The 16050-nt window shown below is 73.1% G+C and carries 16 protein-coding genes and 1 riboswitch; of the genes, 8 read left to right on the top strand and 8 right to left on the bottom strand.

Annotated features, from left to right (window positions below):
* The first annotated feature begins 203 nt into the window (after positions 1-203).
* Positions 204-331, top strand: a riboswitch (cobalamin riboswitch).
* Between the two features lie 37 nt (positions 332-368).
* Positions 369-4019, top strand: a complete 3651-nt coding sequence (gene cobN, locus V2J85_RS31250) for a cobaltochelatase subunit CobN (protein WP_330823470.1) — start codon at positions 369-371, stop codon at positions 4017-4019.
* Positions 4020-4049: 30 nt separating this feature from the next.
* On the opposite strand, the gene V2J85_RS31255 is transcribed toward cobN, so the two are convergent.
* Positions 4050-4592, bottom strand: coding sequence for a DUF4097 family beta strand repeat-containing protein (locus V2J85_RS31255; RefSeq protein WP_330823471.1), 543 nt, complete (start codon positions 4590-4592; stop codon positions 4050-4052).
* 226 nt (positions 4593-4818) lie between these two features.
* Here V2J85_RS31255 and V2J85_RS31260 point away from each other — a divergent pair, with 226 nt between their 5' ends.
* On the top strand, positions 4819-5091 hold the full coding sequence (locus V2J85_RS31260; protein ID WP_261956808.1) for a DUF1876 domain-containing protein: 273 nt from the start codon (positions 4819-4821) through the stop codon (positions 5089-5091).
* Positions 5092-5207: 116 nt separating this feature from the next.
* The gene (locus tag V2J85_RS31265; protein ID WP_330823472.1) at positions 5208-5402 is read left to right on the top strand and encodes a hypothetical protein; all 195 of its coding nucleotides are present in this window, start codon (positions 5208-5210) and stop codon (positions 5400-5402) included.
* Here V2J85_RS31265 and V2J85_RS31270 read toward each other — a convergent pair.
* The 4 genes from V2J85_RS31270 to V2J85_RS31285 form a co-directional block, all read right to left on the bottom strand.
* Positions 5380-6711, bottom strand: coding sequence for an LCP family protein (locus tag V2J85_RS31270; protein WP_261957538.1), 1332 nt, complete (start codon positions 6709-6711; stop codon positions 5380-5382). The genes V2J85_RS31265 and V2J85_RS31270 overlap by 23 nt on opposite strands.
* A gap of 453 nt (positions 6712-7164) precedes the next feature.
* Positions 7165-7359, bottom strand: coding sequence for a hypothetical protein (locus V2J85_RS31275; protein ID WP_261956809.1), 195 nt, complete (start codon positions 7357-7359; stop codon positions 7165-7167).
* 281 nt (positions 7360-7640) lie between these two features.
* Complete coding sequence (locus V2J85_RS31280) at positions 7641-8588, bottom strand: M56 family metallopeptidase (protein WP_261956810.1); 948 nt, start codon at positions 8586-8588, stop codon at positions 7641-7643.
* Positions 8589-8591: 3 nt separating this feature from the next.
* Positions 8592-9062, bottom strand: coding sequence for a BlaI/MecI/CopY family transcriptional regulator (locus V2J85_RS31285; RefSeq protein WP_261956811.1), 471 nt, complete (start codon positions 9060-9062; stop codon positions 8592-8594).
* A gap of 400 nt (positions 9063-9462) precedes the next feature.
* Between V2J85_RS31285 and V2J85_RS31290 the strand changes: the two genes are divergently transcribed.
* The 3 genes from V2J85_RS31290 (at position 9463) to V2J85_RS31300 (ending at position 11020) form a co-directional block, all read left to right on the top strand.
* Entirely contained in the window at positions 9463-9702 is a 240-nt protein-coding gene (locus V2J85_RS31290) for a hypothetical protein (protein WP_261956812.1), read from the top strand.
* Positions 9699-10115, top strand: a complete 417-nt coding sequence (locus tag V2J85_RS31295; protein WP_261956813.1) for a DUF5994 family protein — start codon at positions 9699-9701, stop codon at positions 10113-10115. The genes V2J85_RS31290 and V2J85_RS31295 overlap by 4 nt, the downstream gene beginning before the upstream one ends.
* Before the next feature lie 347 nt (positions 10116-10462).
* Entirely contained in the window at positions 10463-11020 is a 558-nt protein-coding gene (locus tag V2J85_RS31300) for a DUF6344 domain-containing protein (protein ID WP_330823474.1), read from the top strand.
* A 273-nt stretch (positions 11021-11293) separates the two neighbouring features.
* Here the strand turns inward: V2J85_RS31300 and V2J85_RS31305 are convergent, their stop codons facing one another.
* The 3 genes from V2J85_RS31305 to fabI are packed head-to-tail and all read right to left on the bottom strand — an operon-like array spanning position 11294 to position 14073.
* Positions 11294-12799 (bottom strand): class I adenylate-forming enzyme family protein, encoded by a 1506-nt coding sequence (locus tag V2J85_RS31305; RefSeq protein WP_330823476.1) that lies wholly within the window; start codon positions 12797-12799, stop codon positions 11294-11296.
* On the bottom strand, positions 12796-13296 hold the full coding sequence (locus tag V2J85_RS31310) for a MaoC family dehydratase (RefSeq protein WP_261956816.1): 501 nt from the start codon (positions 13294-13296) through the stop codon (positions 12796-12798). Before V2J85_RS31310 ends, V2J85_RS31305 begins: the two co-directional genes overlap by 4 nt.
* Positions 13297-13302: 6 nt before the next feature.
* On the bottom strand, positions 13303-14073 hold the full coding sequence (fabI, locus tag V2J85_RS31315) for an enoyl-ACP reductase FabI (protein WP_261956817.1): 771 nt from the start codon (positions 14071-14073) through the stop codon (positions 13303-13305).
* Between the two features lie 343 nt (positions 14074-14416).
* Between fabI and V2J85_RS31320 the strand changes: the two genes are divergently transcribed.
* Entirely contained in the window at positions 14417-14671 is a 255-nt protein-coding gene (locus tag V2J85_RS31320) for an acyl carrier protein (RefSeq protein WP_261956818.1), read from the top strand.
* A 676-nt stretch (positions 14672-15347) separates the two neighbouring features.
* On the top strand, positions 15348-15857 hold the full coding sequence (locus V2J85_RS31325; RefSeq protein ID WP_330823478.1) for a 4'-phosphopantetheinyl transferase superfamily protein: 510 nt from the start codon (positions 15348-15350) through the stop codon (positions 15855-15857).
* Positions 15858-16050 lie beyond the last annotated feature (193 nt).

Raw genomic sequence — 16050 nt, forward strand, 5'->3', positions numbered from 1 at the left:
ACCTACGACGGTGCGCGACCGATCCGGGGCGGATCCAGCCATGAAGCGGACGAATCCGGCCACCGCGGCACGGGTGACGGAGCCCCGCGTACCGGACGTACCGAAACCCCCGCCCGCGGCCGCGCACCGCCCCCGCAAAGGCCCGCTTACCTCCGTCGCCCGCAGCCCTTACTATGCAGGTCGGCGGGTCGGCTGACCCGTCGGACGCCAGCGACGGCGCCGGGCCCTCGGGCCCGAGGGAGGAAGCCCGGTGAGAATCCGGCGCGGTCCCGCCACTGTGAACCCGGCCGGAGCCGGGTGAGTCAGGAACTCCCGCCGTCCTTACGACCACCCGGGGCGCGGACACCCCGAGGAAGGCCAGCGCTCGCATGCTGCATTCGTCCGGGGACCACCCCGCGGCCCCCCGAATCCTGCTGCTGTCGACCTCCGACACCGACCTGCTCAGTGCCCGCGCGGCCACCGGCCCGGTGGCGTACCGGCTCGCCAACCCCGCCCGCCTCGACGGCACCGAGCTGCCCGGTCTGCTCGACGGCACCGACCTCGTCGTCGTGCGCCTCCTCGGCGGCATCCGCGCCTGGCAGGAGGGCCTCGACCTGCTGCTCGCCGAGGGCCAGCACCGGCCGGTGGTCGTCCTCACCGGCGAACAGGCCCCGGACGCCCAGCTCATGGAGCAGTCCACGGTCCCGGTCGGCATCGCGGCCGAGGCGCACGCCTACCTCGCGCACGGCGGTCCGGCGAACCTCGAACAGCTCGCGCGCTTCCTCTCCGACACCGTGCTGCTCACCGGCCACGGCTTCGAACCGCCGGTGCCCGCCCCCACCTGGGGCCGCCTGGAGCGCCCGGCCGCCGACGGCACCGGCCCGGTCGTGGCGGTGCTCTACTACCGCGCCCACCACATGAGCGGCAACACCGGCTTCGTGCACGAACTGTGCGCGCAGATCGAGACGGCCGGCGGCCGCCCGCTCCCCCTGTACGTCGCCTCGCTGCGCGCCCCCGAGGCCGAACTCATCGACGCGCTGCGGACCACCGACGCCATCGTCACCACCGTCCTCGCCGCCGGCGGCACCAGGCCCGCCGAGGCCGGCGCCGGCGGTGACGACGAGTCCTGGGACGCCGGCGCGCTGGCCGCGCTGGACGTCCCGATCCTCCAGGCGCTGTGCCTGACCGGGCCGCGCAGCGCCTGGGAGGAGAACGACGAGGGCCTCTCGCCGCTCGACGCCGCCTCGCAGATCGCCGTCCCGGAGTTCGACGGCCGGCTGATCACCGTGCCGTTCTCCTTCAAGGAGGTCGACGAGGACGGCCTGCCGGTCTACGTCGCCGACCCCGAGCGCGCCGCCCGGGTCGCCGGCATCGCCGTACGCCACGCCCGGCTGCGCCACCTCCGCAACGCCGACAAGCGCCTCGCGCTGGTGCTCTCGGCCTACCCCACCAAGCACTCCCGGATCGGCAACGCCGTCGGGCTGGACACCCCGGCCTCCGCCGTGGAACTGCTGCGGCGGCTGCGCGCGGACGGCTACGACTTCGGCGACGAGAGCGCCGAGCCCGTCCCGGGCCTCGAATCCGGTGACGGCGACGAGCTGATCTACGCCCTCATCGAGGCCGGCGGCCACGACCAGGAGTGGCTCACCGAGGAGCAGCTGGCCCGCAACCCGGTCCGCATCCCGGCCGCCGACTACAAGCGCTGGTACGCCACCCTCCCGCAGGAGCTGCGCACGTCGGTGGAGCAGCACTGGGGGCCGCCGCCGGGCGAGATGTTCGTGGACCGCACCCACAACCCCGACGGCGACATCGTGCTCGCCGCGCTGCGTCGCGGCAATCTGCTGGTCCTCATCCAGCCGCCGCGCGGCTTCGGCGAGAACCCGATCGCGATCTACCACGACCCCGATCTGCCGCCGTCCCACCACTACCTCGCCGCCTACCGCTGGATCGCCGCGTCCCGCGAGGACGGCGGGTTCGGCGCGGACGCCATGGTCCACCTCGGCAAGCACGGCAACCTGGAGTGGCTGCCCGGCAAGAACGCCGGCCTGTCCGCCGCCTGCGGCCCGGACGCGGCCCTCGGCGACCTCCCGCTCGTCTACCCCTTCCTGGTCAACGACCCCGGCGAGGGCACCCAGGCCAAGCGCCGGGTGCACGCCACCCTCGTCGACCACCTCGTCCCGCCGATGGCCCGCGCCGACTCCTACGGCGACATCGCGCGCCTGGAGCAGCTGCTCGACGAGTACGCGCAGATCTCCTCCATGGACCCGGCCAAGCTCCCGGCCATCCGCGCCCAGATCTGGACGCTCATCCAGGCCGCCAAGCTCGACCACGACCTGGGCCTTGCGGAGCGCCCGGACGACGACGGCTTCGACGACTTCCTGCTGCACGTCGACGGCTGGCTGTGCGAGGTCAAGGACGCCCAGATCCGCGACGGCCTGCACGTGCTCGGCGCAGCCCCGGCCGGCGAGGCGCGGGTCAACCTCGTCCTGGCCATCCTCCGCGCCCGCCAGATCTGGGGCGGCACCTCCGCCCTGCCCGGCCTGCGCGAGGCCCTCGGCCTCGACGAGTCCGCCGCGACCCGCACCACCGCCGACGAGGCCGAGGCCCGGGCCCGCGCCCTGGTCCAGGCGATGGAGGACGCCGGCTGGGACCCGGCCGCGGTGCCCGGCGTGGCCGCCGGCCACGGCCCGCAGGTCGCCGACATCCTCGACTTCGCCGCCCGCCAGGTCGTCCCGCGGCTCGCCGCCACCACCGACGAGATCGACCACGCGGTGCACGCCCTGAACGGTGGCTTCGTCCCGGCCGGCCCGTCCGGCTCGCCGCTGCGCGGTCTGGTCAACGTGCTGCCGACGGGTCGCAACTTCTACTCCGTCGACCCCAAGGCCGTGCCCTCCCGGCTCGCCTGGGAGACCGGCCAGGCCCTCGCCGACTCGCTGCTGGAGCGCTACCGCACCGACAACGGCGACTGGCCGCAGTCCGTCGGCCTGTCCCTGTGGGGCACCAGCGCCATGCGGACCAGCGGCGACGACGTGGCCGAGGCACTGGCGCTGCTCGGCGTCCGTCCCGTGTGGGACGACGCCTCCCGCCGCGTCACGGGCCTCGAAGCCATTCCGCTCACCGAACTCGGCCGCCCCCGCATCGACGTCACGCTGCGCATCTCCGGCTTCTTCCGCGACGCCTTCCCGCACGTCACCGGCCTGCTGGACGACGCGGTACGGCTCGCCGCCGGCCTGGACGAGCCGGCCGAGGACAACTTCGTCCGCGCCCACACCCAGGCCGACCTGGCCGCCCACGGCGACGAACGGCGGGCCACCACCCGCATCTTCGGCTCCCGCCCGGGCACCTACGGCGCCGGCCTGCTCCAGCTGATCGACTCCCGCGACTGGCGCACCGACGCCGACCTCGCCGAGGTCTACACCGTCTGGGGCGGCTACGCGTACGGCCGCGGCCTCGAAGGCCGCCCGGCCCGGGACGAGATGGAGGCCGCGTACAAGCGGATCGCGGTCGCCGCCAAGAACACCGACACCCGCGAACACGACATCGCCGACTCCGACGACTACTTCCAGTACCACGGCGGCATGGTGGCGACGGTGAAGGCGCTGCGCGGCGGCCGGGCCCCGGCCGCCTACATCGGCGACTCCACCCGCCCGGAGACCGTCCGCACCCGCTCGCTGGTCGAGGAGACCTCCCGGGTCTTCCGCGCCCGGGTCGTCAACCCCCGCTGGATCGAGGCGATGCGCCGCCACGGCTACAAGGGCGCCTTCGAACTCGCCGCCACCGTGGACTACCTCTTCGGCTACGACGCCACCACGGGCGTGGTCGCCGACTGGATGTACGACAAGCTCGCCCAGACCTACGTCCTCGACCCCGAGAACCGCGCCTTCCTCCAGGACGCCAACCCCTGGGCCCTGCACGGCATCGCCGAACGCCTCCTGGAGGCCGAGTCCCGCGGCATGTGGGAGAAGCCGGACGCGGAGACCCTGGCCGCGCTGCGCGACGTCTTCCTGGAGACCGAGGGCGAGCTGGAGGGCGAGGAGTAGTGCCCGGTGACCGGCCGGGGCACCGGCCGGTCACGCCGCCTTCGCGGTGATGTCCCCGTTCGAGGTGCTCAGGATCAGCCGGTAGCGGCCCTCGGGGTCGTCGGCCAGGCCGATGTGTTTCGCGCCGTTGCTGGTGTCCGCGGAGATGTCGTAGCTGCCCTTCGGCATCCGTACGGTGACCGAGCCGTTGGAGGTCTTCGCCCGGACGTGCTGCGGCCGGGCCGGGGTGAGGTCGATCGTGTACGTCACCGAGCACTCGTCGCCGCAGCCGCCGAGCACCAGCACCCCGTCCTCGACCCGGTGCGTCGCCCCTTGTGGGCGGTCACCGTGGTACTCCACCGAGCGGTGCAGCGACACCGCGTCGCCGTTCTTGCCGCCGCGGACCGTGACGCCGCCCGAGTGGGTGTCCAGGCGGACGGCCGTGATCCTCTTCGACACCACGGCGTCGTCCTCGAACGTCTTCCCGGGCAGCAGCCCGCAGGCGGCGATGCCGCACACCCCGACGACGGCCGCCGCGGCGGCCGCGAGGGTGCGGCGGGGGAGGCGGGTGCGGTCGTGGTGGCGGTGCGGCATCAAGTCCCCCGGTGCGAACGGCAGTTGGTGGGCGGAAGCGGTCGAAAGAGGCGGGCCGCCGGACGGCCGCGAGGAAAAACGTTAAGGCGGCGGCGAGGGCGCGCACCATGGGGAAAACCCGAGGGTCGGGGTGCAGAAAACTGCAGGTGCGACCCGCGGGCCCCGGTGCGACGATTTTCGTGGGGGCGGTTCATGTGCTGCGTACGGGCGGATGAGGAGGCTTCCGGTGACTGCCACGAAGACATGGAACACCGAGATCAGCATCACCGAGACCGGCAGCGAGGTCCGGGCGGAGGCCAGGCTGCGCGGCAAGGAAGGCGGCCAGATGGTCGGCCAGGGCTCGGCGCGCTGCAATCCCGCGGACGAGAACGTCCCGGCCATCGGCGACGAGTTGGCCGTGGCCCGGGCGATGTCGGACCTCAGCCACCAGCTGCTGCAGCGGGCGGCGCACGACATCGAGGTGCACACCGCCCGGCCGGTGGAGCGGCTGCAGGCGTGAGGAGCACGCGGGGCTGAGGCGCACGGAAAACACGGGGCTCGGGCGCGCACCGCGCGGCTCGGGCACACCGTGCTGCTCTGGCACGGTGTGCCGTGCGCGCCGTAGGGTGCGCCGGTATGCCCTCCGCCACGCACCGCGCCGTGATGGCGGCGCTCACCCTCCTGCTCGTCGTCGCCGCGCTGCTCGTCCACCGGGCGATCGGCCGGCACACGGCCGGGGTGCTGACCGGGGCCGTGGCGGCGTGGCTGGTCGGCCGCCGCGCCACCCACCGTGGCCCCCGCCGCGTGGCTAGCCGCCCATCAGCGCCGTGAAGTCCGGGCCGATGGTGAGCGTCACCGCGTCCGGTGTCGCGTCGGCGGCCTGGGTCGGCTTCAGGCCCGGGAGGCGGGCGGCGAGGATCTCGCTCTGCGGCTTGAGGGAGCCGGAGTAGGTGAGCGTGGTCTTGTCCGTCGCCGGGGCGTTGCCGGTGCCGATGACCGTGAAGCCGAGCCGCCGCAGCTGTTCGGCGGCGGTGGCGGCCTGGCCGGAGGTGCCGGTGCCGTTGAGGACGCGTACCCGCACGGAGCGGGCGGTCATCGGGCTCTTGGCGGCCTCGGCGAACTTCGCCTTGCCGGCCGCGCCGATCTCGCGGTCGTGGGCGAGGTCGCTGAACAACTGCCCGGCCTGCGGGTACTGCCAGATCACATTGGCGTGGTCGGTGGGGACGTCGGCCTCGCGGTAGTAGTTGGGCACGGTCAGGAAGGTGAGGCGGTCGGAGGGGATGTCCTTGACCGTCGAGGCCAGGTCGTAGAGCGGCTTGAGGCCGGCCAGCTCCTTGTCGGTGGTGAGGGACTTGGTCGCCGAGTCCAGGAAGCCGTAGAGGTCGCCCGGGCTGGTCAGCTTGGACTGCGCCTTCGCGGCCAGCGCCTTCATGAACTCCTGCTGGCGGCCGATACGGCCGAGGTCGGAGCCGTCGCCGACGCTGTAGCGGGTGCGGACGTAGCCGAGCGCCTTCTCGTCCTGGACGTTCTGGCAGCCGGCGTCCATGTCCAGGTGGGCCTTCTTGTCGTGGATGGCGTGCTTGGGGCAGACCTCGATGCCGCCGAGCGCGTTGACCATCCCCTTGAAGCCCTGGAAGTCGATCGAGGTGAAGTGGTCGATCCGCAGTCCGGTGTTCTTCTCGACGGTCTTGATGGTGCAGGCCGCGGCCTTGGTGACGCTGCCGGAGTCACCGCCGATCGAGAACGCCTCGTTGATCTTGAAGTGGTGCGGGGACGACTTCGAGCCGTTGCCGCGGGTGCAGGCGGGGATCTGCACCCATGAGTCACGGGGGAAAGACACCGCGGTGGCCCACTTATGGTTGGCCGCGATGTGCAGCACCATCAGGGTGTCCGACTGCATGGTGGTCAGGCCCTTGCCGTATTTGGCGTTGGCGCCGGCCCGGCTGTCGGACCCGACGACCAGGATGTTCTTGGAGCCGGGGCTGAGGTTGACCGGCCGCTTGCCGTCGATGCCGATGTCCACGCCGTGGATGTTGCTGTCCAGGTGCTGGTAGACCCACGCCCCGACCCCGGCCGTGCCGAGCACCAGGACGCCGAGCACCCCGCCGGTCCAGGCCACGATTCGGCCGCGTCGGGTCATCCGGACCTTCCCTCCTGACGCGCTCCTCCGGCCCGACTGCTTCGCCCGGTTCGCCCTGCGGGAGCCGCCGGACCGGCGTCCGGGCCCGTCGGGGGAGGCGTGGGGCGTGGCGTCGGTGGTCGCGTCGTCGTCCCAGGGGGCCGTCTGCTGGTGCGGCTGCCTGTCATGCACGCGGATGGCCCTTCTGGCTCTTCTGATCGCGCCGGACCCGCCGGGAAGCCGTTCCTGCCGGGAAGGCCGCTCCTGCCGGTCCTGCTGCTGGTTCTGCTGGTCGGGGGGTGGTGCTGGTCGAACTGCTCGTGCCGGGCGCACTCGGTACGAGGAGTGCGCCGGTCTGCTGAAGCAGATGGTTCGGGCGCCCCGAAGGTTGCACGGGACGCCAAAGTCGCGGGCCGGGGTGGCCGGGAGGGTGACGGCGGCACCGGCCGGACGGGCCGGTGCGGGGGCGGTCGGTCAGATGCCCGCGCTGGGCAACAGCCGGACGGATTCCGGGTCGTAGTGGCACCAGCGGGGGCCGTCGCCGCCGGGCAGCGTACGCAGCCGGCACCACACCTCGCCCGCGGCGTCCGTCCACCAGCCGCTGATCCGGCCCAAGACCCAGGTGTCGTCCGGGTATTGGACCTCCACCGGCTGGTAGACCCATCGCACCTCCGCCTCTGGAGGCGGGCAGTCCCGGCTCAGGAGTCCGCACCTCGTCGCCATCTCCCCCTCCGGACACGCCCGTTGCGCATGTGTGCGGGCAACTCTACCGGCAAGTTCTACATGGGTGTAGAAGAACGTCGACGAGGGGGACGGGAGCGGCGCCGGACCAGATCCGAACAGTGTGCCCGCCGTGCGGGCCCGCCGCCCCCGGAACGGCACAACGGACCCCGACGGCTCCCCGCGGGGCTCCGGTCGCTCGGAGCGGCGTCCCCGTGAACGGTCGTCCCTCAGAGCGGTGTCGCCGCCTTCAGGACGAGGAACAGCGCCACCGCCGCGTTGAGCGCGGAGAGCGCGGAGGCCGCGGTGCCCGCGGCCGCCACCAGCGCGGCGAGGCCGGCCCGGGTCAGCGCCGGGGGCCAGTGCCGGGCCGGCGGCACGGGACCGAGCAGCGCGGCCACCCGGCGCGGCACCGGACCCGGTTCGGGGGCCGCGAAGTGCGCCGTCCCCGGAGCCGGCGCGGCGCGGGTGACCAGCGCCGCCTTGCCCACCGCCCGGGCGGTCAGCCGCCGGTCGCCGACCTCCCGCGCGGCCTCCTCGTCCGCCCAGCGCTCGGCGGCGAAGGCGACCGCGGAACGCAGCGGCAGCAGCAGCGGGTTGACGCAGCCGGCGAGGCGCACGGCGAGCAGGTAGCGGTGGTGCCGGCAGGCGAGGTGGGCACGCTCGTGCGCGAACAGGGCGCGCCGCTCGTCCTCGTCCAGGCTGCGCAGCATGCCCCGGGAGACCGCGATCCGGCCGGGGCGGCCGGCGGTGCCGGGCACGGCATAGGCGTACGGCTCGTCGTCGGGCAGCACCGCCGGGTCGGCGCCGGCCGGCAGCCCGTCCAGCGCGCGGTGCGTACGGTCCCGGATCCGCCGGTGCCGCAGCAGCGCGGTGCCGCAGCCGGTGAGCGCGGCGGCCAGCAGCGGGATCGCGGCGGCGCCGGCGACCTCGGCGTACGGGACGGCGGCCCGCACCTCGGGGTCCGACCAGCCGTCGGGCAGCGGGTTGCCGGGCAGCTGGGCCGTGCCGACGACCATCAGCAGCCCCAGGCAGAGCGTGCTGCACAGCCCGAGGACGGCGGCGAGCAGGCTCAGCAGACGGGTGCTGGCGCGCGGGTGGAGGTGCTGCTCCGCGAGCCGGGCGATCGGCAGCGCGGTGAGCGGCAGGACCAGCGGCAGGAACACGAAGACGCCCACCGGTCAGGCTCCGCGGGCTTCGTCCGGGTGGGCGGTCCCCTGCGGAATGTCCGTCCCGTCCTCGTCGGAGGAGTCGTCCGCGGCGCGGTCGAGGAGGGTGCGCAGCAATTGCTCGTCGTGGGGCGAGAGGGCGGAGACGAAGCTGGTGAGGACCGCGTCCCGGTCCGGTTCGCCGTCCAGGACCCGGCGCATCCGCAGCGCCGCGAGCCCGGCCTCGTCGGCGGCCGGGGTCCACACGTAGGCCCGCCCGGAGCGTTCGCGGGTGACGGCCTGCTTGGCGTGCAGCCGCGACAGGATCGTCATCACGGTCGTGTACGCGAGGTCGCCGCCGAGCCGCTCCTGCACCCAGGCGGCGGTGACCGGCCCCGGTGCGTGGTGCAGCGCGGCCAGCACCTGGGACTCCAGCTGGCCCTGCCCGCGCCGGCGGCCGGCTCCCCCGGCGTCCGGCGCCGTCCCGAAGGGCTTCTGGCCCATGCCGTCGCCTCCCATCGCGCGGGGTGTCCCGCCGGCCGGGACGACGGGCATCTTAGACGCCGGCACCCGTCGGCGCCTGAGGTGCGGAGACGGGCGCGGGGAGGTCCGGGAGGGCGGAGGGGGAGGTCCGGCGCCCGCCTGCCCCGAGGTCCCGCGAGAGGTCGGATTCCTGGGGTCGAAGATCGAGTTCCTCCGGCCCGATTACCGAGCGCACAGGGCCTTTCACCTGCTGAGGAGGGATGCGCCGGGCCCGTGCGGGGTACCGTAAAAGCACCAAGGGACTCGGGGACCCACAACACCGGGCGCACCAGGATCGGCCGCGATCCACCGACCGTCTGCCGCGCACAGACCGTCCGCCGTCCACCGATCTGCCGCGGTTCGCCCGAGTGAGGTGAGCACCATGCAGACTCTGTTGACCGTGGTCGTGCTGCTGGCGCTGATCGCGCTGGGGGCGCTGTTCCTCGCCCGGCTGAATGCCCAGCAGATCGGACGGATGTCCACCCACCGGTACGCGGACTGGAAGCAGTCGATGCGGCAGCGGATCCGCAGGCGCCCGCGCGACGCCTCCCACCAGGGCCCCCTGGCCGGCCCACCGCCACCCACCCCGCCGCCCTCCGGCAAGACGGGCGGCGACCTGTGACGACCGCCGGGCAGCACCACGCCCCGCCGCCCGTCGCCCGGGTCGCCATCGCCCCGCACAGCGAGACGGTCCGGCGCATCGACGGGATCTGGTGGCCGCATGCGACCGATCTGCTGGCCGAACTCCCCGCGTTGCTGATGGCGTTGCCCTTCGACTGGCCGCGGATCACCCACGCCACCGTGAACGGCGACGCCTGGCCCGCCCTGCCGGCCCGGATCATCGTCGACGGCCACGTCGTCCGCCTGCGCCGCACCACCGGCCACCACGGGCCGGACACCCTCTGCCTGGTCTCCACCGGCAACGGCCGCTGGGACCTGCAGATCATCCCGCCGGCCACCCCCGAGCCCGAGGCCGTCCGCATGATGGCGGAGATGGCCCGCACGGGAGCGCCGCACCCGGTCACCCCGGCCTGAATCCCGGCCTGAATCCCGGGCCGAATCCCGGCCCCCTCCGGTCCGCGGGCTCCCCCCTTCGGCCTGCGGGCTCCCCGCCCCCGGCCTGCCCGCGACCCGCCATAACCCGGGAATCCGCGGCGCGCACCCGCGGTGGCTACTGCGTACGGGTGGTGTTCATCGGAAGAACGCCGACCCGGGGGCGTCGGTCCGTAAATCCTCTCATTGCGTACTCATCATAAGAAAACGCAACAGAAGCGGCGCAACGTAAGCGATGCGAGCGGAACGCTGCAACTGAGGCAGTCCAACCGAAGTACAGAGGGAAGCAAGCGGATCTCTCGGGAGATCCTGATCGGAAGTGAGGAGCCATGGCTGCGAACAAGGTCATGACGTTCTGGGCGATGTGCCTTGCCGTGCTCGGCAAGCTGCTGGCATCGCTGGGTGTCTCCGCGCCGGCGTCGGCGGCGCGCCGGGAGGCCGCGCTCTACGAGCGGACGCTGGGCAACGCGGACGCGGGCACCGAGCCGCGGGGCGCGGACGGCCCGGACGCGGATACCCCTACACCAGGGACACCCGTCGCGGCGGCACCGGCTGCCCCGACACCCGCGGCAAAGACGCCCGCCCTGGAGACACCGGTCGTCGAGGGACCCACGGTGCCGGCTCCGCGCACGGTGACGCGGTACGGCCAGGCCGCGCCCGCCCGGCCGATGCTCGCCCGGCCCGAGCTGCCGCCCACCATCAAGCAGCGCATCCACGCCGAGGCGCACGGGGCCTCGCCCGGTCTGCGCAGCCGCTGCATCCGTGGCACCGAGCCGCTGCCCACCGCCTCCGCCGGGGCCGCCCCGCAGACCGCCGGCAGCGTGAACCCGCGTCCCGCGGCCATCCCGGCCGCCCGTCGCCGTGCGCACCCCGCCCGTACGGTCTGAGCCGGGCAGCGGCAGTTCCGCGCGAGCATTTCCACTGGCCAGGCCCGCCGGCCCTGACATGGGCGGGACGGCGCGTGACAGCTCCGCGCCGACGAGACGGGACGCAGACCCGACGACGAGACGCAGGCAAGACGAGACGCAGACCAGACGGCGAGACGCGGACACCTCGCCATCACACGACGTGAAGCGCACCATCGCTAGCTGAATCCCTAGCCGAATCCCTAGCTGAATCCCTGGCTGAACAACACCAAAAGACTTGAGAGTTCGTCCCCTTCAGGACCCCAATCCCAGCTGAGCACGCAACGCGCGCGCGTCCGGCTTTCCGTTGGCGGTGAGGGGGAAGTGGTCGACGACATGGACCACGTTGGGCTGTTCGTACTCCGCGAGGTGCTCGGCCAGGCGCCGGCGCCAGGTGAGCGGAGCATCGCCCTCCGGGTCCGCGACGACGAAGTGCAGTGCGCTGCCGCGGCGTTGGTCTTCCACCGCCAGGACCTTGACCGGGCGGCCGCAGGCCTCGGCACGGCGCTCCAGGCTCTCGGGATAGAGCGTGAAGCCCAGCCGGTGCACGGCCTGATTGCGGCCCACCACCCGCACCGTGCCGTCGGCGTCGACGCTGCCGAGATCGGCCGTCGGGTACCAGGCGTCCTGGTCGACGGGACCAAGTGAGCCGTCCTCGCGGAGGTAGCCGGCCATCAGCCCGGGGGAGCGCACCTCGATGCCGCCGAGTTCGCCGGGCGCGGCAACGGTGCCGTCCGGGCGCACCACGCGCAGCCGCACGCCGGGCAGGGGGCGCCCGCAGCCGTGCGGTGAGTCCGGCGTGGCCAGTGCGACGTTGCCGAGTTCCGTCAGGCCGTAGCCGTCCAGCAACGGGCGGCCCATTGTCGTGCGGAAGGACTCGGCCAGGGGGGCCGGCAGGGGCGCGCCGCCCACGCCCCAGACGCGGACGCCGGCGAGACCGGCGCGTACTTCCGGGCGGCGGCGGACGACGCCGAGCAGCGAGTGGTAGGTGGACGGTGCGGCGTCCACGGCGGTGGCGCCGTGCGCGGCGGCCTGGCCGACCGCCGCGTCGAGCCGCTGGTAGGGGGTGACCAGCAGGGTGCAACGGGCCAGCCACCACAGCAGGATGACGGAGAGCCCGTACTGGTGCGAGAAGGGCAGCAGCGGTGCGAGGACGTCGTCCGCGCGGTAGCCCATGGCCCGGATGGTGCGCAGCGAGTTGTCGAGGACGGCGTGGCCGGGTTTGACGATGCCCTTCGGGCGTCCCGTGGTGCCCGAGGACCACAGGACGAGCGCGTCGGACCGGCGGAACCAGGCGTCGAGGGGGTCGGCCCCGGCGGCCAAAGGCGCTGGTGAGGATGTGGATGCGGAGGAGGGAACGGGGGTGAGGTGCGGGTAGTGGACGATGCGGTGGTCGGGGACGCCGGGGAAGCCGGTGGTGGGGTCCGCGGCGGTGACGAGCCAGCGGACCCGGGCCTGGCGGGCGGCCGCGGCGGCGTCACCGGCGGAGAGCCGGTGGTCGAGCGGGACGAGTGAGGTGTCCAGCCGCATCAGGGCCAGCAGCGTCACGACGTAGTCGATGCTGTTGTCGCCCTGGACCAGGACCCGGTCGCCGGCGCGGATGCCGAGCCCGTGCAGGGCCTGCGCGATGGCCGCCAACCGGCGGCCGAGCGCCGGTCCGTCGAGGGCGCCGGTGGCGTCGGGCGGGGTGCCGCCGCGCGGGGTCGCGGTGCCGTCGACGAGCCGGGCGGCGGCGACCGGAGGGGCGATGGTGTCGGTCATGGGTGCTCCGATCCCGTGGGGTCGAGGGGGCGGCACAGCAGGGTGGAGGTGGTGGTGGCCACCCACAGGCCGTCCGCGTCGTGGAAGGCGCAGTCGAGGGTGAGGAGCCGGCGGCCGGCGAGGTGCGCGACGTCGGCGAGGCGGACGGTCGCGTGGAGGACGTCGCCGGCGTGCGCGGGGCGGGCGTGCCGCAGGCTCTGGGCCCGGTGCACGGCACCGTCGAGGCCGGGCAGGTCCGGCCGGGCGCGCAGCAGTTGGTCCTCGGCGTGCGCCGCGAGGGTGACGAGGTAGGTGGGCGGGGCGAGGGTGTCGGGGTGGCCGAGAGCGCGGGCGGCGACCGGATCCGTGTAGGCGGGGTGCGGGTCACCGACCGCGGCGGCGAACCCGGCGATCCGCGCCCGGTCGAGGACGTACGGGCCGCAGCGGAGGACATCGGTGCCGGTGCCGGTACCGGGCGCCGGAGGGCCGGTGGGGCCGGGGGTCGCTCTGCCCGTCATCGTGCGTCAGTCGCCGATCATGTGGTGGCCGCCGTCCGCGTGGACGATCTCGCCGGTGGTGGCGGGCAGCCAGTCCGAGAGCAGGGCCAGGCAGGTACGGGCCACCGGTTCCGCGTCCTGCGGGTCCCAGCCCAGCGGGGCCCGCGCCGACCAGTCCTTCTCGAAGGACGGGCCGTCGCCGCCGATGCCCCGGGCGGCCAGGGTGCGCAGCGGGCCGGCCGCGACGAGGTTGGCGCGGATGCCGTGGCCGCCGAGGTCCCGTGCCAGATAGCGGGAACAGGCTTCGAGCCCCGCCTTGGCGACGCCCATCCAGTCGTAGCCGGGCCAGGCCCGCGAGGCGTCGAAGTCCACGCCGACGACGGAGGCGCCCGGTCGCAGGAGTGGCCGGCAGGCCATGGTGAGTGCCACCAGGGAGTACGTGGAGGTGTGCAGCGCGGCGGACACATCGCGCCACGGGGCGGTCAGGAAGCCGCCGTCCAGGCAGGTGGCGGGGGCGTGGGCGACCGAGTGCAGCACGCCGTCGAGCCCGTCCAGGTGGGCGCCGACCCGGTCGGCCAGCGTGCTGAGCTGCGCCTCGTCGGTGACGTCCAGCTCCACGACGGGAGGTTCCTCCGGCAGCCGCCGGGCGAGCCGGGCCACCAGGCTCGGCCGCCCGTACGCGGTGAGGACGATCTTGGCGCCCTCTTCCTGGGCGAGCCGGGCCACCGCGTAGGCGATCGAGCTTTCGGTGATCACCCCGGTGATCACCAGCTGTTTTCCGTTGAGCAGACCGCTCATGCGGTGCCTCCGTCTGACTCGTCATCGACTCCAGAGTCACCGGACAAAACTCAACGCCAATGTCCGGCCTTGGTCTTGATAGGTCGTCATTGACAACCTATCCGACCTCCAGTTGACTAGAATAGTCAAGCATAGTCAAAACAGTGACTCTTGTGTCACGTAAGCGCGCCGGCGTCCGCCGCACTCCGCCACCTCGCGTGGGCGGCAGCGTGGCGCCGCGCCTTCGGCCGTACGCCCGGCCACCCACCCGGCCGTACGCGTGTCGTACGCCCGGCACCCGTCCGGCCGCACATCCGGCCGTGGGCCCCTGTTCCCGTCCGTGTCCGACAGAGAGGTGATCGTCATGACCGTTCCGACCCGAGAAGAGATCGTTGCCGAGCTCGCCGAGATCCTGCACGAGGTGGCCGGTGTCGTGCCGGCCGAGGTGACCGAAGAGAAGTCCCTGGTCGAGGAGTTGGACGTGGACTCCCTCGCCATGGCCGAGGTGATCGTGGTCGCCGAGGAGCGTTTCGGGATCGCACTGCCCGAAGAGGAGATGAAGGACATGCGTAGAGTTTTGGACATTGTGCTCCGGGTCGAGAAGCAGCTGGCGTCCTGAGCCCCGCCCGGGAACGCGTACGCCACGCGGGTCCCCCCGGCCGGCGCGCGCTCCTGCCGCGTGTGGTCCCGTCCGGCAGGAGCGCGCCGCTGTCGCACCGAGCGATGGTCAATGTGAATATTGGTCAGGTGCGCCAACTGGCGATCACCGCACGGAAGTTGTGACTTCCCTGCAGGTCCAAGGCCTGCGCGAGCCGACCGGCGGCGTCCCGGACGGACCGGGACGAAGAGCGTCCGACACGACCCTCGGGCACAACTTGGCGAAATTTGGTAATGCCCGTGAGTAAACCAGAGTTGATTTTCGGTCGTCGCTTGTTGACGCAGGCATAGACCAGGGTTACCTTGAGGATCTCCGAACGGTAAATCAAATCGACTCAGTGCACTGCTTTCTCGGATGTTGACCATCCGCAGAAAGGAGACATGGTGCGAGGGGATCTATGCGGGGGGACGAGCCTTTCTGTGACGCGCACCCGAGCGGCCATTCGCTCAGTCATGCCGACCCCGGCGGCACGTCCAACACGCCTTGTGACGAGGGGTTTTGGCACCCGGATCGCGCCGACGAATTAGCCGACGGTGCATTACACATATTCTCGCCCGAAGGCGCAGACATTCGCCAGACCGCCTGTTTGACGGAATTCCTCGGCCGGTTACTCCAGTGTTCTCCGCGGGATATTCCGGTGACCCACGACGGGTTCGGCCGCCCGGTCTCCGCCGCACCCCCGCCCGCGGCCGGCTGGCCTCCGGGCGCGCGTCTCTGCCTCGGCGTCGCCGCCGACCCCGGCCGCCAGTTCCTCGCCGTGACCAGGGACCTGCCGGTGGCACTCTCGGTCCACACCGTGCCGCGCGGTCCGGTCGGCGAACTGCTGCTGCCCTTCACCCCGTTGGAGCGCCGCTACGTCCAGGAGGCCCCGGAGGACCGGCGGGCCCACCGGCTGGCCCAGCTGTGGACCCGCAAGGAGGCGGCCCTGCGGCTGACCGGCCGGGGTGGGCTGGCCCTCGCCGACGAGATCGACGCGCTGAGCGAGGCGCGCGACGGCAAGGTCGTCATCCCGGCGTCCCCGGCCCACCCCGGCGGCATCGCCTACGTCCGCGATCTCCCCACCGGCCCCCGCACGGTCGCCTCCGCGGCCTTGGCCGCTCCGGCGTCGGGGCTCCGGGTGTGGCGCTTTGCGGTGCCCCGTACGTAGCCGTCTGTCCCGCCGTTGCGCTTTGCGGCGCCTCCCACGTACCTGGCTGTCCCGCCGCGGGTCGTCTCGCCGTTGCGCCTGCGGCGGGCCAGGTGGTTGTTGGGTGCGGTGACGGGCCTCCGGGGCCGGTTGTGTGGACTGCTGACGCTTTACGTCCACACAACCGGCCCCTCCGGCCCGTCCCCTCCCGTGA

This window comes from Streptomyces bugieae, from assembly GCF_036352915.1.
In the GTDB taxonomy this organism is placed as follows: Bacteria; Actinomycetota; Actinomycetes; order Streptomycetales; family Streptomycetaceae; genus Streptomyces; species Streptomyces endophytica.